19 protein-coding genes are annotated in these 26,069 nt (G+C 45.7%); 16 read left to right on the forward strand and 3 right to left on the reverse strand.

All coding sequences use genetic code 11. The features are described from left to right. Window positions 1–11 precede the first annotated feature (11 nt). Genes SEDOR53_RS0112450 through SEDOR53_RS0112460 form a run of 3 tightly spaced genes read left to right on the forward strand, consistent with a single transcriptional unit; the run spans window position 12 to window position 3,408 of the window. Window positions 12–1,088 carry a BT_3928 family protein gene (locus tag SEDOR53_RS0112450; RefSeq protein WP_026770021.1) on the forward strand — a complete coding sequence of 359 codons (1,077 nt, stop codon included), beginning with the start codon at window positions 12–14 and terminating at the stop codon, window positions 1,086–1,088. Between the two features lie 57 nt (window positions 1,089–1,145). Further along, window positions 1,146–2,339, forward strand: a complete 1,194-nt coding sequence (locus SEDOR53_RS0112455; RefSeq protein WP_026770022.1) for a DUF1624 domain-containing protein — start codon at window positions 1,146–1,148, stop codon at window positions 2,337–2,339. A gap of 22 nt (window positions 2,340–2,361) precedes the next feature. Continuing rightward, window positions 2,362–3,408, forward strand: coding sequence for an ABC transporter permease (locus tag SEDOR53_RS0112460; protein ID WP_026770023.1), 1,047 nt, complete (start codon window positions 2,362–2,364; stop codon window positions 3,406–3,408). Between the two features lie 81 nt (window positions 3,409–3,489). Here the strand turns inward: SEDOR53_RS0112460 and SEDOR53_RS0112465 are convergent, their stop codons facing one another. Together SEDOR53_RS0112465 and SEDOR53_RS0112470 are read right to left on the reverse strand one after the other, a co-directional pair. Beyond that, complete coding sequence (locus SEDOR53_RS0112465; protein WP_026770024.1) at window positions 3,490–3,771, reverse strand: DUF721 domain-containing protein; 282 nt, start codon at window positions 3,769–3,771, stop codon at window positions 3,490–3,492. Then, on the reverse strand, window positions 3,764–4,861 hold the full coding sequence (locus tag SEDOR53_RS0112470) for a DNA replication/repair protein RecF (protein WP_037361220.1): 1,098 nt from the start codon (window positions 4,859–4,861) through the stop codon (window positions 3,764–3,766). Before SEDOR53_RS0112470 ends, SEDOR53_RS0112465 begins: the two co-directional genes overlap by 8 nt. A gap of 80 nt (window positions 4,862–4,941) precedes the next feature. On the opposite strand from SEDOR53_RS0112470, the gene pyrR reads away from it, so the two are divergent. The 3 genes from pyrR to coaD are packed head-to-tail and all read left to right on the forward strand — an operon-like array spanning window position 4,942 to window position 6,906. Next, window positions 4,942–5,463, forward strand: a complete 522-nt coding sequence (gene pyrR, locus SEDOR53_RS0112475) for a bifunctional pyr operon transcriptional regulator/uracil phosphoribosyltransferase PyrR (RefSeq protein WP_026770026.1) — start codon at window positions 4,942–4,944, stop codon at window positions 5,461–5,463. Between the two features lie 33 nt (window positions 5,464–5,496). Continuing rightward, on the forward strand, window positions 5,497–6,423 hold the full coding sequence (locus SEDOR53_RS0112480) for an aspartate carbamoyltransferase catalytic subunit (RefSeq protein ID WP_026770027.1): 927 nt from the start codon (window positions 5,497–5,499) through the stop codon (window positions 6,421–6,423). A 9-nt stretch (window positions 6,424–6,432) separates the two neighbouring features. Further along, window positions 6,433–6,906 (forward strand): pantetheine-phosphate adenylyltransferase, encoded by a 474-nt coding sequence (gene coaD, locus SEDOR53_RS0112485; RefSeq protein WP_026770028.1) that lies wholly within the window; start codon window positions 6,433–6,435, stop codon window positions 6,904–6,906. 112 nt (window positions 6,907–7,018) lie between these two features. Here coaD and SEDOR53_RS0112490 read toward each other — a convergent pair whose 3' ends face one another. Next, the gene (locus SEDOR53_RS0112490; RefSeq protein WP_026770029.1) at window positions 7,019–7,450 is read right to left on the reverse strand and encodes an Hsp20/alpha crystallin family protein; all 432 of its coding nucleotides are present in this window, start codon (window positions 7,448–7,450) and stop codon (window positions 7,019–7,021) included. Window positions 7,451–7,667: 217 nt separating this feature from the next. Between SEDOR53_RS0112490 and SEDOR53_RS0112495 the strand changes: the two genes are divergently transcribed. From SEDOR53_RS0112495 to SEDOR53_RS0112540, 10 genes are all read left to right on the forward strand, one after another. Beyond that, complete coding sequence (locus tag SEDOR53_RS0112495) at window positions 7,668–8,084, forward strand: BrxA/BrxB family bacilliredoxin (RefSeq protein ID WP_026770030.1); 417 nt, start codon at window positions 7,668–7,670, stop codon at window positions 8,082–8,084. Between the two features lie 113 nt (window positions 8,085–8,197). Beyond that, window positions 8,198–9,352, forward strand: a complete 1,155-nt coding sequence (locus tag SEDOR53_RS0112500; RefSeq protein WP_026770031.1) for a prolipoprotein diacylglyceryl transferase — start codon at window positions 8,198–8,200, stop codon at window positions 9,350–9,352. A 141-nt stretch (window positions 9,353–9,493) separates the two neighbouring features. Beyond that, a complete protein-coding gene (locus SEDOR53_RS0112505; RefSeq protein WP_026770032.1) occupies window positions 9,494–11,953 on the forward strand; it encodes a TonB-dependent receptor domain-containing protein in 2,460 nt (819 codons plus the stop codon). Window positions 11,954–12,135: 182 nt separating this feature from the next. Next, window positions 12,136–12,627 carry a YajQ family cyclic di-GMP-binding protein gene (locus SEDOR53_RS0112510; RefSeq protein ID WP_026770033.1) on the forward strand — a complete coding sequence of 164 codons (492 nt, stop codon included), beginning with the start codon at window positions 12,136–12,138 and terminating at the stop codon, window positions 12,625–12,627. A 112-nt stretch (window positions 12,628–12,739) separates the two neighbouring features. Further along, window positions 12,740–12,991: a type B 50S ribosomal protein L31 gene (locus SEDOR53_RS0112515; RefSeq protein WP_026770034.1), complete on the forward strand. Its 252-nt coding sequence runs from the start codon at window positions 12,740–12,742 to the stop codon at window positions 12,989–12,991. 349 nt (window positions 12,992–13,340) lie between these two features. Further along, window positions 13,341–14,957, forward strand: a complete 1,617-nt coding sequence (locus SEDOR53_RS18610) for a hypothetical protein (protein ID WP_051416627.1) — start codon at window positions 13,341–13,343, stop codon at window positions 14,955–14,957. Window positions 14,958–14,979: 22 nt separating this feature from the next. Next, window positions 14,980–16,416 carry a hypothetical protein gene (locus SEDOR53_RS0112525; protein ID WP_157576809.1) on the forward strand — a complete coding sequence of 479 codons (1,437 nt, stop codon included), beginning with the start codon at window positions 14,980–14,982 and terminating at the stop codon, window positions 16,414–16,416. Window positions 16,417–16,489: 73 nt separating this feature from the next. Beyond that, on the forward strand, window positions 16,490–20,863 hold the full coding sequence (locus SEDOR53_RS0112530; RefSeq protein WP_037361224.1) for a DUF5977 domain-containing protein: 4,374 nt from the start codon (window positions 16,490–16,492) through the stop codon (window positions 20,861–20,863). 17 nt (window positions 20,864–20,880) lie between these two features. Continuing rightward, window positions 20,881–21,426, forward strand: coding sequence for a hypothetical protein (locus SEDOR53_RS0112535; RefSeq protein ID WP_157576811.1), 546 nt, complete (start codon window positions 20,881–20,883; stop codon window positions 21,424–21,426). Between the two features lie 31 nt (window positions 21,427–21,457). Beyond that, the gene (locus SEDOR53_RS0112540) at window positions 21,458–26,047 is read left to right on the forward strand and encodes a DUF6443 domain-containing protein (RefSeq protein ID WP_037361228.1); all 4,590 of its coding nucleotides are present in this window, start codon (window positions 21,458–21,460) and stop codon (window positions 26,045–26,047) included. Window positions 26,048–26,069: the final 22 nt, after the last annotated feature.

Genomic DNA, 26,069 nt, shown 5'->3' on the forward strand with positions numbered 1-26,069 from the left:
AAAACCAACAGATGAAACAAGTATTGACCATTATCCGCTGGCTGGTGGGACTGCTGTTCATTTTCTCGGGCCTGGTAAAAGCCAACGATCCGCTCGGACTCAGTTACAAAATGCAGGAATTTTTTGAAGTGTGGGGATGGAATGGTTTTCACGATTATACACTAAGCCTTTCCCTCATCATGAATACATTCGAAATAGGAGCTGGTGTGGCGGTGATCGTAGGATGGCAGCAAAAACTGGTGAACTGGTTATTGCTTTTGCTCATTATTTTCTTCAGCTTCCTCACGGGCTATGCACTGCTCTCGGGTAAGATCAAAACCTGCGGATGTTTTGGTGATTGTCTTCCGCTTACACCTGCACAATCTTTCGGGAAAGACCTGGTCTTGCTGTTATTGATTCTCATACTCTTTTTTTCTACTGCTGCCGACGGCCGAAACAAAGGAGCCGGGTTCGCGGTGTTCGTAGCGGTGTTGCTCACTTCGGCTTTGCAATGGTATGTGTTGAAGCATTTGCCATTAATTGATTGCCTGCCTTATAAAGCAGGAAATAATATTGCGGAACAGATGAAACAGCCAGCAGGCGCTGTGCCCGATAGCATGTCTATCGTATTCACTTACCGGAAGAATGGAAAAGCACTCACATTCGACCAGGACCATTTTCCACCCGATTTCGACTCTACCTACCAGTACGTTGGCCGGCAGGATAAAATAGCCAGGAAAGGGAATGGCCTTCAACCGGCGATCCCCGAGTTTGCTATACAAACCATCACCGGCATGGATACCACTTCTGCCTTATTTGCTTCTGCTGACAATTACCTGCTGGCAATGACCAAAGATATGAATGGGGTAGATCAATGGAAGGCAGCGCTCGAAACAGTAGCCAGCAAAGCTTTGCAGCAAAAAATACCGCTGTTCCTGGTTACGGCGGAACCCGAAAAAGCAATGATACTCTTCCCACACTATCACATTTTAAAATGCGATGCCATTGTGCTGAAAACAGCGGCAAGGGTAAGACCTACCTTCTTTTTAATGAAGGGAGCTACCGTTGTTAAAAAACTGGCTTATGCAGATGCGGGTAAAATTTGGTAGCATAACTCCGGCTTTTGGTTAAATTTACGGGCTACCGTCCCAACTAAAACCCGAAGTATGACGTCATCATTAACTGCCCAGGTAAAAAACAACCGCGTTGAATCGATCGATCTATTGAGAGGTTTTATTATGCTGATCATGGCACTGGACCATGTACGGGATTATTTTCACCAGGGAGCTTATCTCTACGATCCCACAGACCTTACACATACCACACCCGTAGTATTTTTTACACGATGGATCACGCATTTCTGCGCACCGATTTTTACTTTTCTCGCTGGCACAGCTGCTTACCTGAGCAAGAGCCGCAAGACAACCAAAGAACTTTCTTTTTTCCTTTTTACAAGAGGCCTTTGGCTGGTAGTACTGGAAATGCTGGTGGTAACACCGGGATGGACCTTTAATCCTTATGTGGTGCTGATCTGGCAAGTGATCTGGTCCATCGGTATCAGTATGATCTGCCTCTCGGCACTCATCTATTTACCCATGCCGTTGATACTGGTCATTGGCTTGTTGTGTATGGTGGCGCACAACTTGCTCGATAATGTGCACGTGCAGGGAGAAGGAGGCGGCGCATTCTTTTGGGCCTTCCTGCACGAGCAGCGCCTGTTCAATTTTTCACATATACATATTTTTGTCGGTTACCCCATCATACCCTGGATAGGAACCATGGCCACGGGCTATTGTTTCGGAAGGTTGTATGCCAGTGATGTAGACCCTGCGAGAAGAAAGAAAGCGCTGATCAGACTGGGGGTTGGTGTTATCATGCTGTTCATCATCGTACGTACGCTGAACATTTACGGCGACCCCCATACATGGGCGCCGCAACACGATTCTGTGTTTACCCTGCTCTCATTTTTAAATACCACCAAGTACCCGCCTTCCTTCCTGTACCTGCTCATGACATTGGGACCTGCCTTCCTGTTCCTGGCCTACGCAGAACGGCCGTTGAACGGATTCACTAGAAAGGTATTGGTATTCGGAAGGGTGCCCTTGTTCTTTTACATCATCCATATTTACTTCATACACCTGCTGGCCGTCGTTGGCGCTCAAATATGCGGGTACAAATGGACAGACATGGTGATCTCTACATGGGTAACGCTGAGTCCGGGTTTAAAAGGATATGGCTTCAGCCTGGGCATCGTATACCTCATTTGGATAGGCGTATTGGTTATCATGTATCCCTTGTGTAAATGGTACGACCGGTATAAAAGCAGCCACAAGGAAAAGAAATGGCTGAGCTATTTGTAAGCTTTGTTGTTACATTTGGATCATGCTGTCGCTCATTGCCCGTAAAATGTTATATGGTCTGCTGGTACTCGCCGGCGTGATCGTGGTGGTCTTCTTTTTGTTCCAGGGCTTTGGCGATCCGGCAAGGCTGGTACTCGGACAAACCGGCGATAAAGCCACTATTGAAAACATACGCAAAGAACTGGCGCTGGACAAGCCCAGGTGGCAGCAATTCCTCCTTTATTTGAATGATGTGTCGCCAGTAGGCATACACACAGAAGCGGAGATCAAGGCCAAGGACCTGAAAGGTTTTTTTATCGGGGGAGAAACCAAGCTGGGCTTGAAAGTACCTTACCTGCGGCGCTCATACCAGACCAAAAAGAATGTGGGCGAAGTATTGATGGATGCCCTGCCGGGTACACTGATCCTGGCTGTTGCAGCCATGCTCATGGCAACGATTGTGGGAATCCTGTTGGGCATACTGGCTGCCGTGAAGCAAAATACCTGGATGGATACCGGCTCTGTATTTGCGAGTGTGCTGGGTATTTCGGCGCCTTCTTTCTTTATGGGTATTGTACTGGCTTATGTGTTTGGTTTTGTGCTCAGTCGTTATACGGGTTTGCACATGACGGGCAGCCTGTTTGATATAGATCCGTTTACTGGTAAATCATTGCAACTGAAAAACCTGGTACTGCCTGCACTCACTTTAGGCATTCGTCCGCTGGCCATCATTACCCAGTTAACGCGCAGCGCCATGCTCGATGTGCTGGACCAGGATTTTATCAGAACGGCTTATGCAAAGGGATTGAGCAGGAAACGCGTGATTTTCCGTCATGCTTTACGCAATGCACTCAATCCCGTGATCACTGCTGTTACCGGCTGGTTTGCAGAACTGCTGGCCGGGGCTTTTTTTGTGGAATATATTTTTGGATGGAAGGGGATCGGAAAGGTAACAGTGGATGCGCTGGAGAAACTCGATTTTCCAGTGGTGATGGGAAGTGTGTTGGTGACGGCTAGTTTTTTTATACTGGTAAACTTGATAGCCGATTTGCTGTATGGCATCGTAGATCCGCGTGTCTCGTCATCCTGAGCGAGCGAAGCGAGTCGAAGGAGCTGTTGAAAACTTAGTGAGATCCCTCGGCTGCGCTCGGGATGACGATCGAAAAAATGCTCACTGTACGATGACTTCAGTAATCACTTTCTCGCCAAACGCTTCATTCACTCTTTGTATGATCTGCTCTTTCTGGTAGATCAACTCATTTTTCAACGGACCAACAGCGGTATGGATGAATAGTTTCTGGTTGATGATCTGTATTTTGTCGGTATACTTGGCAATGGTTTTACCCATCAGGTTCTCCCATATCTCTTCTATCTGCACAGCACGGATACCGTTACGCAGTGGACTCTTCTTCAAAAATCCTTTCAGTGCATCACCGATGTGAAATTCACCCATGGTGTAAAGATAGTTGAATGATTTGGTAAGGCACCCCTGTTTCATTCAAATGCTCTTTCAGCCTTTCCTCGTGTGTATCTGAAATGAACACCTGCCCGTCGTTTTCGGCACAAACCCAATGCAACAATTGCTGCATGCGCTGTGCATCGAGTTTTTCGAATACATCATCGAGCAAAAGGATGGGCGTGAATCCTTTTTTTTCTTTCAGTACCTGCCATTCGGCCAGTTTGAGCGCAAAGAGCAGGCTTTTCCGCTGCCCCTGCGATGCTTCGGTCTTGAAAGCAGCATGATCCATCAGGAACACCAGTTCGTCGCGATGAATGCCTACTGTGGTTCTTTGTAAAGCGAGGTCTTTGTGATAAGCTGTTTTGAGTAGGCTTTTCATATCTCCATGCAGTAACTGGCTTTCATAGCGTATCTGCAGTCCATCGGCTTTGCCGGCAATACGTGTATAGACCGATTGAATGGCCGGGAAAAATATTTCCAGGAAAGTTCTTCTTTCCTCAAAAATGAATTGCGCTCTCGAAATCAGTTGTTCATCCAGTACCTGCATCAATGCTGTATCGCTACTGCCTGTTTCGGATAGCTGTTTGAGCAGGCTATTCCTTTGCTGGATGATCTTGTTGTAATCGATCAGCTGCTGCATGTAAGGCTGACTCAATTGCGAGAGCAGCGTGTCGGTGAATTTCCTTCTTTCTTCACTTCCGCCGGTGATCAGCACGAGATCATCGGGGGCGATCATCACACAGGGAAAACGGCCGATATGATCGGATACTTTTTTATACGCTTCGTTATCGAGGATGATCTCTTTGCGGTTGGTCTCGCGGAGAATGCAGGCGAGCCGATGGTCTTTTTCGTTCAGTTGATAGGCGCCATCAATGCGCATACCGATGCTGCCATGGTGTACGTTCAGCGAATCGGGACGGGAAAAATAACTCCTGGAAAAACTGAGGTAATAGATGGCATCGAGCAGGTTGGTCTTGCCCGATCCGTTGAGACCGGAAATACCCACCACACGTTCGTTGAAATCGAACTGTGCTTGCGAATAATTACGAAACTGTAACAGGGTTATGGATCGGAGCCTCAACATCGGGGCAAATTAAAGCACTACAGGCCGAATTATTCGCATGTTCTCGGGGAAAGCATTTATTTTTATTCTAAAATTCAGGTTTGAAGACGATCTTATCCGAACAACAACTGGCACTGACCGTTAAAAGGCTGGCCCACCAGATACTGGAAAATAATTTACAACTGTCGAATACCGTCATCATCGGACTGCAGCCCCGCGGTGTATTCCTGAGCAATCGCATCGTGGCCGAACTGAAAAAGATCGTTGGGGAGGCCGCTATCCATTACGGGAAACTGGACATCACTTTTTATCGCGATGATGTGCGGAAGAGCCTGCACATTGCCAATGCCACCGATATTCCTTTCAGCATTGAAAACAAACACGTGGTGCTGATCGATGATGTGCTGTACACCGGCCGCACCATCCGCGCAGCGCTGGATGCCCTGCTTGATTTCGGCCGCCCGTCCAAAGTATCGCTCTGTGTGCTGATAGATCGCCGTTTCAACCGGGAACTGCCCATACAGCCCGATTACACCGGCAAGACCATCGACACCATCGTATCTGAAAAAGTGAAAGTGTGCTGGAAAGAAAGAGACGAACGGGAAGAAGTAGTGTTGTTATAGGATTTCCTCAAAACGCTTTATCTTTGCCCTTTAATGAAACTATCTACCAAACACCTACTTGGTATCAAAGACCTGAATAAGGAAGATATTCAGTTGATTCTCTCCACCGCCCAGCAATTCAAAGAAGTTTTACAAAGACCCGTAAAGAAAGTTCCCTCGCTCAGGGATGTGACGATCGTGAATCTCTTTTACGAAAATTCCACCCGCACGCGCATGTCTTTTGAGTTGGCGGAAAGACGCCTCTCGGCCGATGTGCTCAATTTCACGGCCGGCAGTTCTTCTGCGGCAAAAGGAGAAACCTTGCTCGACACAGTGAACAATATCCTGAGCATGAAAGTAGATATGGTGGTGATGCGGCACAGCGCTTCGGGTGCGCCACATTTTCTGGCGCAACATATTCCCGCTGCAATTGTGAATGCAGGAGACGGTATCAATGAACATCCCACGCAAGCACTGCTCGATGCATTTTCAATGCAGGAAAGGCTGGGTAAACTGGAGGGACTGAAAGTGGCCATCATCGGCGATATCATGCACAGCCGCGTGGCTTTGAGCAATATGTACCTGCTGAAGAAAATGGGCGCAGAGATCATGGTGGCAGGTCCGCCTACACTGATACCCAAATACATTACCGAAGCCCTCGATGTGAAGGTGGAATACAATGTGCAGCGTGCCCTGGAATGGTGCGATGTGGCAAATGTGCTGCGCATACAACTCGAAAGACAGAACCAACCCCTGTTCTCATCGCTCAGGGAATACAACCTGGCCTATGGTATCAAAAGAAAATTACTCGACGGCCTCAAAAAAGAGATCGTGATCATGCACCCGGGCCCCATCAACAGGGGCGTGGAGCTGGACAGCGAAGTGGCCGACGGACCACATTCGATTGTACTGAACCAGGTGGAGAATGGGGTGGCAGTGCGTATGGCGGTACTCTATCTGCTGGCCGGCAGGGAAAATTAAACCATGCTTATGAAAAGAATCTGCCTGTTTCCCGGAACCTTCGATCCTGTTACATTGGGACATATCGATATCATCAACCGCGCGTTGCCACTCTTCGATAAAATTTATATTGGTATTGGCATCAATTCGGCTAAAACGCCCATGTTCAGTCCCGAACAACGCCAGGAATGGTTCAAAGAAATTTACAACGGAGAGCCCCGTGTGGAAAGTGTGATCTATGAAGGACTTACTATTAATTTTTGCAAATCGATTGGTGCGAGGTTCATACTCAGGGGGATACGTTACGTGAGTGATTTTGAATACGAAAAGACTATTGCCGACGCCAACCGTACGCTAGACAAAAACATAGAAACGATTTTTCTTACAGGAGAACCTAAATACACATCGGTGGCTTCTACCATTGTGCGCGATATCCTGCGCAATGGAGGCGACGCGTCGCCCTTCCTTCCCGACGTTGTCATCCGCTCGATACATCATCGATAATAGCATCAGCAGTAAAAAATAAACCCCGTGTGGATACGCGGGGTGTTAGCCAAAACCAACTGCTTATGAAACAAAATCTGTTGGCTCTGTGCCAATGATTTTTGTAATGGGATTATGAAATAGTAATTTGTTTAGGAGCTGTTTTCACTTCCTCTTTTTTAGGAAGCAACAGTTTCAACACGCCGTTCTCATATTTGGCCTGGATGGCATCTGCATTGATGTTTTCATCGAGGTTGAAGCTGCGTTTGAAGCTCTGGTAGCTGAACTCTTTGCGGATGGTTTTGTACTCCTTGTTCTCAGTTTCGGTTTTCTTTTCGTAACTGATGGTGAGCAAACCATTTTCCACATCGATCTTAAAATCTTCTTTGTTGCGGCCGGGTGCATTCAATTCTACATGATAAGCATCGGCGGTTTCATGGATGTTCACTTTGGGAGTGCTGAAAGCTGTTTGCACATCCCTTCCCCAGTTAACGGGATGGTTACCAAAGAATTCATCGAATAAATTGGTGAAGTGGGCGGCGGGGTGATGTTTTACGAGTGTCATGGTATTTAATTTTTAGTTTTTCAATCGTTTCAACATCTTTTTCAAATCGTATACCATCCGATTTTTGGCGAAAGAAATATGCCATTAAAAGAAAAATTGTCTATTCTTGACGCCAAAATGACGTTTTTATAAATTCAATAACGCCATTATGACACTATTTGACACTTTTTTGGTGTTTCAACTTTATCGTATCTTTGCATTCTAATCAGCAAAAGATATGTATCCAGCAGAAATAGTATTACCCATGAAGGCCGAACTGACCGATCATGGTTTCGATGAGCTGGTATCGGCCCGGGAAGTGGACGATACCCTGAAGCAGAGTGGCACCACCCTGGTGGTGATCAATTCAGTTTGTGGTTGTGCGGCAGGCGCTTGCAGGCCCGGCGTGTTGATGGCTGTTCAGAATGCAGGAAAGCTTCCGGACAGGCTGACGACCAGCTTTGCAGGTTTTGATGTAGAGGCGGTGAACCAGGTTCGCCAGCATTTATTGCCTTATCCGCCTTCTTCACCCGCTATTGCCCTGTTCAAAGACGGGCAATTGGTGAGCATGGTGGAGCGGCACCAGATTGAGGGTCGCCCGGCGCAAATGATCGCCCAGCACCTGATCGCCGTTTTTGATGAGTATTGTAACTGATTTTACCTTAGTTTTGTTTAGAGATGGGTTAGTAAGTATGGGCTCCGCTTCTGCGGAGCCTTACTTTTTTACAGCAATTTCACTGCTAAATATTTAACCATTATCTTGCTGCCATGTACCCTAATCTCTACTACGCATTCAAAGATATTTTCGGAATCGACATACCTGGACTGAAGCTGGTAAACACCTTCGGTTTTTTTGTGGCCCTGTCTTTCATCGCTTCAGCCTGGATACTTACCCTGGAATTCCGCAGGAAAGAAAACCTGGGCCAGTTTGTGTATACAGAAGAAAACATCACCATTGGTGCACCTGCAAGCCTGCAGGAATTACTGCTGAATTTTATACTGGGATTTGTGTTTGGCTTTAAGATCATCGGCGCTTTTGTAACCAGTAATGCCTTGAACGATCCGCAATCATTCATTCTTTCCACGCAAGGTAGCTGGCCGCTGGGAATATTACTGGGACTGGTTTTCGCAGGATTGAAGTGGTGGGAGAAAAAACGCCACCAGCTCGCGAAGCCGGAAAACAGGGTGGTAAGAATATGGCCGCACGACAGGGTAGGAGACCTGGTGATCTATGCTGCGGCATTTGGTTTTGTAGGCGCCAAGATCTTCCATAACCTGGAAAACTGGAACGACTTTGTAAAAGATCCTGTTGGCGCATTGATATCTTTCAGCGGACTTACTTTTTACGGCGGACTGATCTGCGCCGGCATCGCCTTTATTGTGTATGCAAGAAAACATAAGATCGGTATTGCACATCTCTGCGATACGATGGCGCCAGTGATGATGTTCGCTTACGCAGCCGGAAGAATTGGTTGCCACATGAGTGGCGACGGCGACTGGGGTATTGTGAATACCCATCCCAAACCCTTTGGTTGGATACCCAATTGGTTATGGGCCTACAACTATCCTCATAATGTGGTGGGCGAAGGCATCGCCATCCCCGGATGCAGCGGCCCTTATTGCAGCCAACTGGTGCCGCCGGTATTCCCCACACCTTTGTACGAGTTGATCGTTTGTTTTATCCTGTTCCTTATACTGTGGTCGGTACGCAAAAAAATCAAAGTGCCTGGTCAGCTCTTCGGCCTTTACCTGCTGATGAATGGCGCAGAACGGTTTTGCATTGAACTGATCCGCGTAAATACCCGCTACGAATCCCTTCCTTTTAAGCCTACCCAGGCAGAGCTGATCGCCAGTTTATTGGTCATTGCCGGTATCGTTGTGATGGCAAAATCCAAAAAATGGACCGCCGTTACGGCTAAATAATCCCTAAACTCCCCGGTTTTCCGTTCATCCATCCCAGGAACCGCCCATGTTAAAACTATGTACTTGGTTTTACATAGTACATAGTTTTGTTCTGTAATTAGTAACAACTGGAACTAAATCAATCATTATAAAACTAATTGTATGAACAAATTTCTATCTATGTTGCTGGCGATGGCACTGGTTTCCACGAGCCTGGCAGCACAGGGGCCAAACCCGGCAGGTTTAGTGAGTGGGAAACTGTCGTCAGCCCAAAAAAACGTGGAAGCGGCATCTATTGGCTTGATTCGCACGAAAGATTCTGCTGTAGTGAAAAGGGCCGTGACCGATAAGAACGGTGACTTCTCCATAGAAAAGATCCCGGCGGGTAAATACCTGGTAGCGGTACAGGCAGCAGGTTATGCTAAATATTACAGCGATGCTTTTGAATTATCGGCCAACCATCCAACGCATCACCTCAACATCACTGCGCTTAAACCGGTTGCCAATGAATTGGCAAATGTGTCGGTCGTTTCTAAAAGACCTTTTATCGAGCAGCGACTGGATAAGACAGTGATCAACGTAGATGCTTCTCCATCCAATGCAGGTACAAGTGTAATGGATGTGCTGGAAAAATCGCCGGGTGTCAGCGTTGATAAAGATGGCAATATCAGCCTCAAGGGCAAGCAGGGTGTGATGATCCTGGTAGACGGAAGACCTACTTATTTAAGCGGGCAGGACCTGGCCAATATGCTCCGGAATATGTCGAGCAGTCACCTCGACCAGATAGAGATCATGACCAATCCACCTGCTAAATTCGACGCATCGGGTAATTCAGGCGTCATCAACATCAAAACAAAAAAGAACAAAGCGCAGGGTTTCAACGGAAGCCTTACAACAGGGTATGGTCAGGGTGTATATCCTAAAACGAATAACAGCATCAACCTAAACTATCGTACAGGGAAGATGAACTTTTTTGCTAACGTGGGTCATTATTATTGGCGCAGTTATGGTGACCTGAACCTTACCCGTAATTTCAGGGATAAATCTTCCGGTAGTCTGTTGTCCATCTTTGATCAACTGGCAAAGACCGACCGCGAATTTCGCAGCTACAATGCCAAAGCCGGGTTCGATTATTTCGCTTCTAAAAATACGACCCTTGGGTTGGTAGCAACCAGCTTTGGTAATAATGGTACGGAATTCACTGCCAACCAAACGCTGATAAAAGACAATGCGGGAACCTTGAATACGCGTACGCAATCTGTCAATGATGCCCATAATGATTTTAAAAACATCGGGTTGAATTTCAACCTTCGCCATGTATTCGATACAGCGGGCACTGAGCTGACAGGCGATGTGGATTATATTCATTATGCTTCAACTAATACACAACTGTTGAACAGCTTGTTTTATGATAATACAGGTAATAAAAAAGGACCAGATGAAACGATCAAGGGATTGGTGCCTTCTGCCATTGATATTTACAGTGCAAAAGCCGATTTTTCGAAAACATTGCATGGCGGGATCAAGTTTGAAGCAGGTTTGAAAAGCAGTTATGTAACTACAGACAACAATGCGCAGTACGGCAATATACAGAACGGACAATACACAACCGATTCGGGCAGAAGTAACCATTTTCTTTACAAGGAAAACATCAACGCAGCGTATGTGAATTTTGGAAAACAGTTCAATAAAAAATGGAGCGGGCAGTTAGGATTGCGGGCAGAGAATACAGTTATGAAAGGCGACCAGTTAACAACCGGGCAAAATTTCAACCGCGATTATACACAGCTATTTCCTACTGTATATATCGGATACACATTGAATGAAAAGAATCAATTTTCACTCAATTATGGACGCCGCATCAACCGGCCCAATTACCAGGACCTGAACCCGTTCTTTTATTTTCTTGATAAATACACATACCAGGTGGGTAATCCTTATCTGAATCCGCAGTTCAGTCACAATATTGAATTGAACCATATTTATGGAGGCGTCTTCACCACTTCGCTGAACTATAGCTATACCACCGATATCATCCAGGATGTGTTGGAACAGATCGACAGTACCACTACAAGTTATGTAAAGAAAACTAACATTGCCAGGCGCTGGAACCTGGGTGTATCGGTGAATTTGAGTGTGCCATTGGCGAAGTGGTGGCGCACCAATCTGTACATGCTGTTCTTTCACAACCAGTTCGATGGCATCGTGAATGGCGGCCCGATATCAATCGGTGGAAATAATTTCATGGCGAACATGAACAACCAGTTCACTTTCAAAAAAGGATGGGGTGCAGAACTCAGCGGTTTTTATCGCGGCAACAGTTTGGAAGGTGTGTTGATGATACAGCCGATGGGCGGTATGAATATCGGCTTGAGTAAGCAAGTATTGAAAGGTAAAGGAACGATCAGGATGAATGTGAATGATGTACTTTATACACAGCAGTTTAATGGTTACAGCAGGTACCAGAATGTAGACGTAACCATTCACCAGGTGCGTGACAGCCGTGTGTTCAATTGCAGTTTCTCGTACAGGTTTGGTAAAGGAAAACCTGTACAACAACGCAGAAGAGGTAGTGCAACCGATGAACAAAGCAGGGTACAACAAGGAGGTAATGGCTCTTAATAAAGAGAAATGATCCATTTGAATAGGCGTATGTCCGTTCATCATCTTTTAGCAATTTTATCTGGTCGATTCCATTCACATTCGCAACATCAAATTTGTTTTTTCTCATGTGCATTATATAGACGGCGGCCCCGATTTCCATCGGGGCCTTTTTTATGGCTATATTTGTTAAAATTTTGTTTATGCCGTCATTTGATATTGCCAGCAAAGTAGACCTGCAAACACTCGATAATGCCATCAATACAGTCAAGAAAGAAATAAGCGGCCGTTTCGATTTCCGCGATTCGCCGGTGGTGGTGGAACTGAACAAAAAAGATTTTGTAGTATCCCTGGAAGTGGAAAGTGATATGAAGATGAAACAGCTCATCGATGTACTCATCAGTCGCGCTATGAAACAGGGTATCGATGCCAGCGCTTTCGATTTTGAAAAGGATGCTTATCCCAGCGGGAAAGTGGTGAAGAAGGAAGTACCTGTGCGGAATGGCCTGAAGCAGGATGATGCCAAAAAGATCGTCAAAATGATCAAAGACAGCGGCCTGAAGGTACAGGCGGCCATTATGGACGATATTATCCGGGTTGCCGCCAAGAAAATCGATGATCTTCAGGATGTTATAGCCAAATGCAAGGCCGGCAATTTCGGTATTCCGCTGCAGTTTATCAACATGAAAAGCTGATGCACCCAATCATTGGCAAATTTTCAAATTGGCTAATTGCCTAATTGTACTTACCTTTGCCAGCTCTTAAATAATCGTACGGCCAAATCCGTACCACCTTAAAATAGAAACCATGAAACAAGGTATCCATCCTGAAAGTTATCGTTTTGTTGTCTTCAAGGACATGAGTAACGGTTATGCATTCCTGAGCCGTTCTACTGCTGCTACCAAAGAAACCATCCAATGGGAAGATGGCAAAGAATATCCCCTGGTAAAACTGGAGATTTCCAACATGTCACATCCTTTCTATACTGGTAAGAATGTGCTGGTAGATACTGCAGGTCGTATCGACAAGTTCAAGAAGCGTTACGAGAAGAAAAAATAATTCAGCTCAACTTATTGATTGTGAAAACCCGTTCTACAGAGCGGGTTTTTTCATTATGGGCAATACGTGTTTTCTTTACCCGTTTAAATACGTTCTTGTGTAGTTGATCTACTACATCTGAAATCTGGAAACATCGATATAAAAATAACAATATCCGGTGTTACTTACATTGTCTATCACTGTTGCCTTTTCTGTGCAAAATATCCCCCCATCAGCACAGTAACGATAACAAACAAATAACAAGTTCATTATCATTAATTAACCACTGGTATTTCGGGGTCAGGGTGTGTGCATATCATTTGCATGTCATCGCTGTGTCCTGCCCATAACATGAAACAATCTTCAGCCGATGAAACAAATTTTACTCAGCCTGCTTACTGTATTGATTTTTAGTGGAACGCTGCTGGCGCAGACATCGCAAACAAAAACAAAGGCTAATGCGGGTCGCCAGCCAGAGAACGGATCGGAATCGCGTTCAAATGAAACGGACGAACACGGTCACCATCGTTTTTATAAAGACACTTTGCTGGCTAAAGCGGGTATCTTTTACGATTCTCTTTCATTGAAGGGGTACCGGGTGCTTACTACTGCTCAATTGCAGGGCAATGCCAATTACCTGGCCAAATTTTCGGCCAATCAAACGCTGGTCAACAGCCTGGTGCAGGATAATGGCACCAGACTGTTGGTGAATGGAGCAATGTCAATCAGGGACTCTGCCAATATCAATGGGCTCCTGACTGTTGGTGCGCTTACGAGCCTGGGTAATGGATTGAATGTGAATGGAGCCGCGAACTTCAATGGTATTACGAATCTCAATAACGCTGTTATTATCAAGGGGCCTGTGACTGCTAATGCGTTTACGAGCTTGGGTGCGGGACTGAATGTAAAAGGCACTGCGAATTTCAGTGACTCTGTTAATGTAAATGGTATTACCAATCTCAATAATGCTGTTATTGTGAAAGGACCTTTGACTGCCAATGCACTCACAAGCTTGGGTGCTGGCCTGAATGTAAAAGGCACGACAAATTTGAATGATTCTCTCAATATCAATGGCCCAATCAATATCAATACGCTGATGAGTTTAGGTTCGGGACTGAATGTGAATGGTGCAACGAACCTCAATGGCGCTGTTATTGCCCAAGGGCCTCTGACTTCCAATGCACTTACAAGCCTGACAGCTGGCTTGAATGTAAAAGGCACTACAAACTTCAATGACTCTGTTAATGTGAATGGTCCTATCAACATTAATACAGTAATGAGCTTGGGTTCAGGGTTGAATGTGAATGGCCCGGTAGTGCTGAAAAACGGATTAACGCTTCAGGCATTGCCGGCCGGACAGACCACGGACAGCCTCCTCACCATTGGCGTTGACGGAACAGTGAAAAGAAAAGATGCCAGTCTGCTGTTCAATCCGCATCCGTCTTTTTCAGATCTCACACTCACAGGCCCGCTCACAGGCACTACAGCTCAGTTCAGTAATGGGCTCAGCCTGGGTAGCGCTAATAGTGGTGTATACCAGTGGAAGATCGCTGGCAGCAGTCCTTATCTCGCATTGTCTACTGCTGCCAATGCCAATGCATTCACACTTCAACCCAACGGGAATATTGGCATTGGAACTGCTGCGCCTGGTGATTACCAGTTGGCAGTGGAGGGCACCATTGGCGCGAGGAAATTGAAAGTAGTTGCTACAAGTCCCTGGGCCGACTATGTATTTGATCCTGCTTATCGTCTCAGACCGTTACAGGAGGTGGAGCAATTTATCTATACTTATAAACATTTACCCGAAGTGCCTACAGCAGATAACGTGAAGCAAGAAGGGGTAGATGTAGGAGAAACACAGACTGTATTGCTCAAAAAGATCGAAGAACTGACTTTATACCTCATCGATATCAATAAAAAGATGGAAGCGCTTAGCAAAGAAAATGAGATCATGAGGCAACAGATTGAAAAGTATGGAAAAAAATAAGGCGTTCACCTAATTGTTGCCTATGCGGTCATTATTACTCTTTTTATCATTTACAGCTTGTAGTTACTGTACATCGGGGTGGGCGAATTCACCATCCGACAGCGCAGCGACTAAACTACAGGCAATACCGGAACAACTGGGGCAGAAAGATATTCGTTTGATCACCAAACGGTATGAAGCGATCACGAAGAAACTAAATTCCTATACTGCCGGTACCTTAGAACAACTGCAAAAGAAAGAAATGCGTTTGCAAAAACAACTGCAACGCAAAGACAGCGTGGCTGCAAAACAATTATTTCTCAATGCTCATGAACAGTATGCGCGGCTGTTGCAACAGATGCAGCAGCCGGTAGCAAACCTCAAACCTTCTTTGGGAAATTATCTGCCGAGGCTCGATAGCCTGCAAACTGCATTTCACTTTTTAGATAAGGCAGGCATTCCATTGCATGGGTTAGGACGGTCAATGGAGCAACTCACTCAACTGCAGGCTCGCTTACAATCGGCAGCAAATATCAGGCAGTTCATCAAAGAAAGGCAGCAGGTGCTCCAAACAACGCTCGACAAATATGGACTGGGCAAGGCATTACAACGGTTTCGTAAGCAAGCATATTATTACCAGGAACAAGTGAACGAATACAAGGCAATGATCAGCGATCCTCAAAAACTGGAGCAGCGGGCGATGGGCATGGTGCGGGAGTTACCGGCATTCAAAGATTTTATGTCAAAGAACAGTCAACTTGCGCAACTCTTTGCTATGCCTGCAGGCTACGGCAGCGAGGAGGCTTTACAGGGATTGCAAACCCGTGCAGAGGTGCAGCAGCAACTCAATCAGCAGCTCGCGGGGACCGGGAGCAGTCCGCAACAGTATTTACAACAACAGGTGCAGCAGGCACAGTCCGAACTGAACGGGTTAAAGGACAAGATAAATAAGGCTGGCGGACAGAGCAGCAGCGACCTGGAAATGCCAGATTTCAAGCCCAACAAGGTGAAGACAAAAACTTTCTGGAAGCGAATAGAATATGGTATGAACGTACAATCCCAGAAGATGAACAGCCTGCTACCCGTTACCAGTGACCTTACATTGATAGCAGGATATAAACTCAGTGATAGAGCCACCGTAGGAGTTGGGGCAGGATATAAAATGGGATGGGGTAACAATATCAATAGTATTAGGATCACCGGTGAAGGAGTTTCGCTGAGAAGCTACTTGGATGTGAAATGCAAAGGCAGTATCTGGATCAGTGGGGGCTATGAACTGAATTACCAGCAATCGTTTCCAAAGATCGAGCAATTGAAGAACCTGGACGGCTGGCAAAGAAGTGCTCTTGTGGGACTGACAAAGAAGTACAGGATAGGCAAGAAAAAAGGCAACCTTCAATTGCTGTGGGATTTTCTGAGTTACAGCCAGGTACCAAGGACGCAACCATTGAAATTCCACATAGGATATGTGTGGCGCTAATGAGAAAAGGTGCATACAGTACAAGTTAAAGGTTAAGGCAGATTTTTATCTAAAACTAAAATTATCTCGTTATATGAACACTAGGGCCTTGAAATTATTATTTGTTTGTTTGCAATTGACAATTATAGTTGTGCAGGCTCGCGGGCAAACAGCTTCGGCGGTTGCTATAGAAAGAGTAACTCCACCATCTCCTGAGGCGGCAGCTTTGGGAAAATCAGGAACGGTACCCGTGGGTTTATTTACTGGCACACCCAATATCGGTATTGAATTGTACAGGCTGAAAACAAAGAACCTGGAACTACCCATAACACTCAATTACAGTTCCAATGGCATCAAGGTCGACGAAATCCCAAGCCGTGTGGGCATGAGTTGGGTGTTGAATGCTGGGGGTGTGGTTACCCGCACCATCTATGATAAGCCGGATGATAAATATGCCAGGGCAGGAGCTCCGCCTTCGACGGATTTTAATGCTCAATCGCCCGACCCGAACCTGGTGAGTTGGGTGGAAAATATCAGCGCAGGTCAGCAAGACACTCAGTTTGATGAATACAGCTTTAGCTTCAACGGGTATTCAGGTAAATTTATTATTGACCTGAATAACAACCCAGTATTGATTCCCTATTCCAATCTTAAGGTTGAAGTCAATTTAACCTCCAATGTGTGGAACTTCCGGATTACGACACCCGACGGAATAAAATATTATTTTGGCGCAAGTGAAAGTACACTGACGGGCTCGGGGAGTTGCAGCAGAAACGACAGCAGAGGCGCCAGCAGTTCATGGTTCCTTACACGCATTGAAAATCCTAATGATCCTTCCGACTTTATTACCCTAACCTACAATACCACCACTTATTCTTTCACATCGCATATTACACATACTATCACTTATTGGGATCCTGCAAATGTTTGTGGCGTGAGTATTGATCCAGTAACCGGTAATGATAATAGCTGCGGATGTGGCCCCACTCCTTGTATTTATGGGGCTCCAGGAGGTGCTAATGACTTTGGAACAGATAAATTCTGTATTTCCCAGAATATTTATAACGGTGTTTACTTAAATGAAATCACTTCTTCGCTTTACGGCAAAATTCATTTTTCTTATATCAGCAAACCAGGCGTCAATACCGGTAACGACTACCTGATGAATTCTATGCAGGTTTATCAGAATAATGATGGAACCGGGCTGTTAAAAGCGGTCAACCTGGACTATACAATGGCCAGTCCTCTGCCAGGTCCGCCCAATATTTATTATCAAAACAATCCCAGTGCAGCTCCTGTTTCTCCCAGACCGTTTCTCACATCAATGCAGGAACTGGATAAAAATGGAGCAGTGATCAAAACACACGGTTTTGAATACAATGATATTAACAATCTGCCACCCCGTTTATCTTTCGCCCAGGATTATTATGGGTATTATAATGGATCGGGCAATTATTATTCTTTCATTCCGTTGCCGGAACAATATGGAAATATGCTTCCTCCGAGCAAAGTGGCTGACAGAAATCCGAATTATACCTATGCTGCAAAGGGTGTTCTTACCAAAGTAAATTTTCCTACAGGTGGATATGTACAACTGGTATGGGAAGGTAATAGTCCGCAGCAGACACCGACTTCACTTGCTAGTTCCGGAGGTGGATTACGAGTTAAGCAGCAAATTATTTATGACCCGTCTAGCCTACAGACTACGACCACTAATTATCAGTATGTGGGGATGATCATTCCTTTTTCACCAACCTATTTTAATCGTATCACCAGTAAGCAGGGGCAGTACCTTGCGGGCCAAACACCAGCAGGGGCTCCCACTTGTAATTATGATTGTAGCGCCTCGAATGTATCCTGTAGTTATATCCAGTTTTCATCCAATTCGTCTGTTAACTTATATGGAAGAGGAAACAGCCTTGTATATTATACTTCCGTTACTGAAAGTATAGGAGATAATTTCATAACAGGGGGTATTGAGCATACATACACGTATGAAAATTATCCAGGTTTTAATATTCTCCACGGTAATGTTATACCAAACGCTGTGGTGCCGTCATATAACTGGAAAAATGGACTTGAAGTAACTCGGAATATTTTTAAAATGGTAGGCGGAGTAAAAGTATATCTGAAAAAAACTACCAACACCTATACAGATGACAGCCGTGTTGGCCAGGTCTTTACACAATATGTTATAAGAAATAATGGCAGCACACCAAGTACCCCCTATTGTACGGATGCTTATGGTTATTATAAAAGGATGGATTTCTTTGACGTAATGAGTTATCCACTTACTCAGCAATGGAGATATTTATCTTCTTCACAGGTGGAAGAGCGTGATCAGGATGGAATTAATTCGATAATAACAGTGACAAACTACTTTTATGATAACCCGATACACAGCCAGCTTACGCGAACAGAAAGCCAAAACAGTAAAGGCCAGCTTATGCAGACCATTAAGAAATACCCGGGTGATAACGCCACGATTACCAATCTTAATGCCACAGAAACGGATGCTATCAATAAGTTAATAGTACAAAATAATATCTCTCCGGTTCTGGAAAGCGAACAGTATGTAAACGGGAATCTGACCACTCGGTTGCATACCGGTTATAATGATTGGGGTAATGGCATTTTAAAACCTCAGATCATTAAGGAACAGGTGCAGAATAACAATATAGAAAGCAGAGTGAAATTTCAGCAATATGATTCAACCGGCAATCTTTTGCAGCAATCCAAAGCAAATGATTTAAATACTTCTTATATCTGGGACTATAAATTATCTTATCCGATAGCCGAAGTGAAAAATGCATCAGTCTCTAATACCGCATACACTTCTTTTGAATCGAGTGGCAACGGAAACTGGCAGGGAGTGATTACCGGCAACATCCAAACTGCGATCAGTGCACCAACAGGGAACAAATATTATACTTTTTTCGGCAGTACACTCTCTGCCGACGGACTCGATGGCAGCATAAAATATACAGTCTCTTATTGGAGCAATGCAGGCCCTTGCACCATAACCGGCACTACGAGCACCTTATCAGGACGCAAGTCTGGTAATTGGACTTACTATGAACATGAGGTGGCTGGTGGAAGTAACGTTACCGTTACCGGAAGCGGATCTATTGATGAATTACGCCTCTACCCTAAGTCAGCACAGATGACCACCTATACCTATGATCCATTGGTGGGAATGACAAGTATTTGTGACATGGCCAGTAAAATAATTTATTATGAATATGATGGTTTTGGCAGGCTGCATATCGTACGTGACGGGGACCGCAATATTGTAAAGGAATTTTGTTATAATTATAAAGGAGATTATGCTGGCTGTCCAGTAGTATTTGTGAATGCCAAACAGTCGGGAAACTTTACTCGGAACAATTGTGCTGCAGGCATTACGGGCTCAACAGTTACCTATACAGTATCAGCGAGCACTTACAGTTCCACTGTGAGCCAGGCCGATGCCAACCAGAAAGCCATCAACGACGTGAATACCAATGGCCAGATTTATGCTAATACCAATGGTACCTGTACAGCAGTTGTAGCGACTACTTATTACAATACAGTACAATCCGGAAGCTTTACCAGGAATAATTGTGCTGCTGGCACTGCGGGCTCGACCGTTACCTATACAGTGGCAGCAGGAACTTACAGTTCTACTGTGAGCCAGGCCGATGCTAATCAGAAGGCAATCAATGATGTAAATACCAATGGTCAGACCTATGCCAATACCAACGGCACCTGTACATCAGCTGTTGTGACTACTTATTACAATGCAGTACAATCCGGAAGCTTTACGCGGAACAATTGCGCTGCTGGTGGCACCGGCTCAACAGTTACTTATACAATAGTAGCGGGCACTTACACTTCTACCGTCAGCCAAGCTGACGCCGACCAAAAAGCTATCAGTGATGTGAACACGAATGGCCAAACCTATGCCAACACCAATGGTGTCTGTACTTTCTATAGCGCTGTTCAATCCGGCAGTTTTCAGAAGAACAACTGTCCTAACGGAGCCATCGGCTCAACGGTTATGTACACCGTGGCGGCAGGTACTTACAGTTCCACCATCAGCCAGGCTGACGCCGACCAGAAAGCCATGAATGATGTGAACACTAATGGCCAGACCTATGCTAATACCAATGGTACCTGTGCAGATACTACCCTGATCAATGTGAAGTACACCAATATAACACCAGACGATGTTTATCTGACGATGACGATGACCAATACGTCTGCCAACGTAGTGTACAAATTTACCCTGCGTGGCAATACACCTTCTCTTACAGTGGCAGGACAGGTGCCCAATGGTACATATAATGTAACCATGACACCCATCAGTGGAACAGGGCCGTACTCTTATGGATTTTATACGTTCTCAGCATCCGGCGTTGCTTACGCTGATTTTTATAATGTTCCCCTTTGTGCTACCTGTGCTGTAGCAACGGTAACAACTCATTAAACTTTAGAAAAATGAAGATGAAAAAGATACTCATAATGGTCAGTATACTAGGATTTTCTTTTAGTCCTTTCAACAGCAGTTTATACCAGCTATCATGCAAGGGGATCGACCATCAGCTGATTAACCTGGCAGCATTCAAAGGCAGGAAAATATTAATTGCTGTTATAGATGCAGGGAAACTCAACCGGACACAACTGTTGTCGCTTGACAGTCTGCAACATAGTGGTCCTGTGGCGGTCATTGCCGTTCCGGTAACTGATTTTAACGGAGCTCTGCCGGAGGTGCAATTAAGAAGCCTGTTACAGGACAGCCTTAAACTAAGTTTCCCCGTTACAGAAATCAGCAAAGCGCAGAAGAAACAAGGATCAGGTCAAACTCCCTTACTGGGGTGGCTGACCCACCGTTTGCAGAACGGGCATTTTGATCAGGATATAGAAGAGGCTGGGCAGCTCTTTGTGATCAGTGAATCGGGCGTGCTGTATGCCACGCTTAAAGGTATCGGTCTGCCCAACGGAGGTGTGGTGAGAGATATCATCGCAAAACATGTAACATTAAGCGAATAAAGAAAAAGCAGTTAAATAAAACCATAGCACTATGGCTTTGATCAAACGAATAACCGGCTGTGTTATATTGCTCTCCTTGCTTGCTGAAGAGGGCAGGGCGCAAAGCAATGCACCCACTAACGACAGCAAGACACCTGCCGCTACAGCGCCGGTATATAAGCCCGCAGCTTACGGTGCAGGTGTACCTGTCAATTTCATCCGTACCTGGGAGCCGGAAAGGCCTTACACAGTTGATTCAGATGTGGTATCCGTTAACAGGCTGGTTACAGAAGTGGCGCACACCACCCAGTACGTGGATGGTCTTGGCCGCCCCCTGCAAACGGTAAGCTGGCAGAACAGTCCCTCCAGGCAAGACCTGGTGAAACCTGTTGTGTATGATGCATTCGGCAGGGAAGCGTATCAATTCCTGCCTTACAGCGCAAATACTGCTGACGGTCTGTTCAAGACGGATCCTTTCGGCGGGCAAGGCAATTTTTATGGTACAGTGTACCCTGTACAGCAGCCGGCTTACACGGGCGAATCGGTATATTATGGCAAAACCAATTTTGAAGCTTCACCACTGAACCGTGTACAAAAAAGTTTTGCTCCCGGTAATAGTTGGGCAGGCAGTGAAGGCAGCGCGAGCGAACATGCGGTTCAGATACAGTACCTAATTAATGGACAGAACGATTCTGTGAGGATATGGACTATTGCAAGCAATGCGCTTACCTACCAGGGTAATGATGTAAGCACCAACATCCCCGTTACCACTGCCACCTATGGCGTGGGCCAGTTGTACAAGAGTGTAACGACAGATGAAAGGGGCAGCAGTGTAGTGGAGTATAAGGATAAGGACGGTCATGTGGTACTCAAGAAAGTGCAGATCGCACAGGCGCCCGGGAGTGCCCATGCAGGTTGGTTATGTACTTATTATGTGTACGATGATCTTGGGTTGCTTCGTTTTGTGATTCCTCCCAAAGCGGTGGAAACCTTACTTGCCAGCGTCGGTTGGGATCTGACGATCAGCTCCGGCAGCCTGGTACAGGAACTGTGCTTCCGTTATCAGTACGACACCCGCCAGCGGATGAATGCGAAGAAGGTACCAGGGGCAGGCTGGGTGTATATGATCTACGATAAGCGCGACAGGCTGGTATTTACCCAGGATGCCAATATGCGTACCAACCAGCAGTGGCTGTACACTTTATACGATGGCTTAAACCGGCCTGTGCAAACAGGTATGATGGTCTACGGCAACAGCCCCACATCCTTGCAGGCTTATGTAGACGGTAACACCGGCAATGCACTGAGCAGCGATATTACTACAAATGGCAGTTATGTACCTTCAGCGCCTTTGAGTTTACTCATCGATGCACGGCAGAGCGGGAGAAGCAGTTACCAGGCTACCGACAGCATCGTTTTCACGAGCGGTTTTGCTTCCGAGAGCGGCGCCAATTTTACCGCCGAGATCGTAGCGGGTACCAGTACGGGCTTCAGTAATACGGTAACAGTGATGGACAACCCGATGCCTGCGGGTAGCAGCCCTGTTGCCCTCACTATTACTTATTACGATGATTACAGCGCTACCGGTAAAGCTTATTCCAATGCCAATAACAGTAAGCTTGATATAGGAGCCAACCAATACGGCGAACCACTGCCTGCCTCCAACAGCAGCCAGACCAAAGGCATGGTAACGGTAACCAAAGTGAGGGTAATAGAAGACCCGGCGAACCTCACGGTTGGCAACTGGCTGGAAACGACACATTTTTTTGATGACAGGGGCAGGGTCATTCAAACACAGGCCGACAATTACAAGGGTGGAAGGGATATAATTACGAACCGTTATAATTTCACCAACAAAGCGGTCTGCACTTATCTGCTGCACAGCAATCCTGCAGGAGGAGACATCATTACGGTGAAGACAAATATGGACTATGACCATAGCGGAAGACTGCTGGCTGTTACGAAGCGAGTCAACGACAGCGATAGTACACAACGGGTGATCACAAGGAACAGCTATGACGCATTGGGACAGTTAATGCACAAGGAACTGGGACAAAAAAGCATGGCCGATGTTTCAGCGCTGAACATACAGGACTATGCGTACAATATCCGCGGCTGGTTGAAGGGTATGAACTGGAACTATGGAACGGCGTCAGGGCCTACTGTTTCACAAATGAGCATAGCGGGTAACAAATGGTTTGCGATGGATTTGAGTTATGATTGGGGCTTTGGTAATAATCAATTCAACGGCAATATTTCGGGTCAAAGGTGGCAGAGTGCGGGTGATGGAGCAGAGCGTGCTTATGGCTATGGCTACGATGCAGCCAACAGGCTGCTCGCCGGGGATTTCAATCAGCGATTCGGCAGCAGTTGGGCCAAGTCCGATCCGGGCAATGGCAATTTCACGATCGATTTTTCGGTGAAGATGGGAGATGGACTCAATGGTAGCAGTGCATATGATGCCAATGGTAATATCCTGGCCATGCAGCAGTGGGGCCTGAAGCTGAACAGCAGTTCATTGATCGATAACCTGGGATATAACTATATTCCCAATAGTAACAAGCTGCTCAATGTGATCGATGCGCAGAACGATCCGCAGACGAAGCTGGGAGATTTCAGGGCCTCACAGAGCTACCTGGGCAACATCGGCAGTAAAACCGCTGCTACAGCTGATTACAGTTACGATAATAATGGAAACCTGACCAAGGACCTGAACAAAGACATAGGGAGTGGCTCATCCAATGGCATTAGCTATAATCACCTGAACCTGCCATACCAGGTAGGTGTAACGGGCAAGGGTACGATCACCTATATCTATGATGCTACAGGTAACAAGTTGCAAAAGCGCACAAATGAAGCAATGATCAGTAAAACAACCATCACGGATTATGTGAATGGGTTTGTGTATGAGAACAACAGTCTGCAGTTTTTCGGTCATGAAGAGGGAAGGGTGAGGTTGAACAAGCAGGTTACGCTGGGTAGTCCCAATGTATTCAGTTACGATTATTTTGTGAAAGACCACCTGGGTAATACAAGAATGGTATTGACGGATGAGCAGCAGCAGGATACCTATCCGGCGGCAACGCTGGAAGATGGAGCGGTAGGAACCGAGGCAAATTATTATACGATCAGCACCGGTGCTATTGTACAAAACCCTGCTTCTTTACCAACGACTTACCAGAACAACAATGGCAACCCGCCTTATAATACGAACCCGAATGTAAACTCCACGGCCACGAGCCAGAAGATGTATCGGCTGAATGGAGCAACGGGCGATAAAATGGGCTTAGGTATCACGTTGAAAGTGATGGCGGGAGATAATGTAGCAATCTATGGCAAAAGTTTGTGGCATAGCAATGGAAGTGCTCCTTCGAACAATAACAATATTTTGGTCAATGACCTGCTAACGGCATTGGCGGGAACAGGTGGTGTAGCCAGTGCCGGCAAGAACGCCACAGCAGCGGCATTGACGGGTTCGGCAGTAACACCGGGCGATGTAAGTAACTGGCTGACGAATGCGCCGGTAACAACTACCCGACCCAGGGCATATATTAACTGGATATTGTTTGATGAGCAGTTCAGGGCGGTGAGTGAGAGCAGTGGGTTCAGTGCGGTGAATGATATTAGTGATCAGTTAAAGACGCATACACAGGCGGTATCTATTAACAAGAATGGTTATCTTTATGTGTATTGTTCAAATGAGAGCAACATAGATGTGTTCTTTGATAACTTGCAGGTAATCCACAACAAAGGGCCCTTGTTAGAGGAAACGCATTATTATCCGTTCGGTCTCACCATGAGCGGGATATCTTCCAAAGCAGCAGGTAAAATAGAAAACCGGTACAAGTACAATGGCAAGGAGTTGCAGCATCAGGAGTTCAGTGATGGTAGTGGATTAGAGTTATATGATTATGGAGCCAGGATGCAGGACCCGCAGTTGGGTAGATGGCATGTGGTAGACCCCAAAGCTGAAATCTCAAGAAGATGGTCACCTTATAATTACGCTTATGACAATCCATTGAGGTATATTGACCCGGATGGAATGGCAGCATTGGATGACCATTATTATGATAAAAATGGTAAAGAGGTAGCAGTCGTAGGTAGAGATAAAAGTATTCCAGATACCTATCACGAGGTTAAATCCGATGGTAAAGGTGGATGGGAAGTAACAAAAGAGTTAAATGGCCCACCTACTACGAATGACACAAAAACCTCTACAACTACAAAGGATAAAGCAAATGCAGAGCCAGCTAATGAGGGGGGCTTGCATAAAGGGCTTGAAACAGCACATACTGCAGTTGATGCAATAGATAACACAGTACGATTAACAATCGAAAAGGGGTTTGAAGCTGCAAATAAAATTAGCCCTGCTGCGGCTTTAGAAGAAGGAGCAGCAGCAGTTAAAACAGGAGGCAGAATTTTAGGTAGTGCAGGTATTGCTTTATCTGTTATTGATGCTGCAACAGACCCGAATGGACCTCAATTAAAACATGGCATTGATATAGCTGTTGGTGCTGCAACATTTATTCCGGTTGTTGGAGAATTTGTTGGCGTTGGATGGTTTGTTGGCAATCTAATTTCTTTAGGTGTTAACGGGAAAAGTTTGAGTGAAAATATACAAAACGCAATTGAGAAAAAATAGATAAAGAGTAATATGGGATTTT

The sequence above is a fragment of the Asinibacterium sp. OR53 genome, assembly GCF_000515315.1.
In the GTDB taxonomy this organism is placed as follows: Bacteria; Bacteroidota; Bacteroidia; order Chitinophagales; family Chitinophagaceae; genus Sediminibacterium.

Coding starts and splice junctions, on each gene's coding strand:
- SEDOR53_RS0112450 (WP_026770021.1), top strand. CDS start 12: ATGAAACAAGTATTGACCATTATCCGCTGGCTGGTGGGACTGCTGTTC.
- SEDOR53_RS0112455 (WP_026770022.1), top strand. CDS start 1,146: ATGACGTCATCATTAACTGCCCAGGTAAAAAACAACCGCGTTGAATCG.
- SEDOR53_RS0112460 (WP_026770023.1), top strand. CDS start 2,362: ATGCTGTCGCTCATTGCCCGTAAAATGTTATATGGTCTGCTGGTACTC.
- SEDOR53_RS0112465 (WP_026770024.1), bottom strand. CDS start 3,771: ATGGGTGAATTTCACATCGGTGATGCACTGAAAGGATTTTTGAAGAAG.
- SEDOR53_RS0112470 (WP_037361220.1), bottom strand. CDS start 4,861: ATGTTGAGGCTCCGATCCATAACCCTGTTACAGTTTCGTAATTATTCG.
- SEDOR53_RS0112480 (WP_026770027.1), top strand. CDS start 5,497: ATGAAACTATCTACCAAACACCTACTTGGTATCAAAGACCTGAATAAG.
- coaD (WP_026770028.1), top strand. CDS start 6,433: ATGAAAAGAATCTGCCTGTTTCCCGGAACCTTCGATCCTGTTACATTG.
- SEDOR53_RS0112490 (WP_026770029.1), bottom strand. CDS start 7,450: ATGACACTCGTAAAACATCACCCCGCCGCCCACTTCACCAATTTATTC.
- SEDOR53_RS0112495 (WP_026770030.1), top strand. CDS start 7,668: ATGTATCCAGCAGAAATAGTATTACCCATGAAGGCCGAACTGACCGAT.
- SEDOR53_RS0112500 (WP_026770031.1), top strand. CDS start 8,198: ATGTACCCTAATCTCTACTACGCATTCAAAGATATTTTCGGAATCGAC.
- SEDOR53_RS0112505 (WP_026770032.1), top strand. CDS start 9,494: ATGAACAAATTTCTATCTATGTTGCTGGCGATGGCACTGGTTTCCACG.
- SEDOR53_RS0112510 (WP_026770033.1), top strand. CDS start 12,136: ATGCCGTCATTTGATATTGCCAGCAAAGTAGACCTGCAAACACTCGAT.
- SEDOR53_RS0112515 (WP_026770034.1), top strand. CDS start 12,740: ATGAAACAAGGTATCCATCCTGAAAGTTATCGTTTTGTTGTCTTCAAG.
- SEDOR53_RS18610 (WP_051416627.1), top strand. CDS start 13,341: ATGAAACAAATTTTACTCAGCCTGCTTACTGTATTGATTTTTAGTGGA.
- SEDOR53_RS0112525 (WP_157576809.1), top strand. CDS start 14,980: ATGCGGTCATTATTACTCTTTTTATCATTTACAGCTTGTAGTTACTGT.
- SEDOR53_RS0112530 (WP_037361224.1), top strand. CDS start 16,490: ATGAACACTAGGGCCTTGAAATTATTATTTGTTTGTTTGCAATTGACA.
- SEDOR53_RS0112535 (WP_157576811.1), top strand. CDS start 20,881: ATGAAAAAGATACTCATAATGGTCAGTATACTAGGATTTTCTTTTAGT.
- SEDOR53_RS0112540 (WP_037361228.1), top strand. CDS start 21,458: ATGGCTTTGATCAAACGAATAACCGGCTGTGTTATATTGCTCTCCTTG.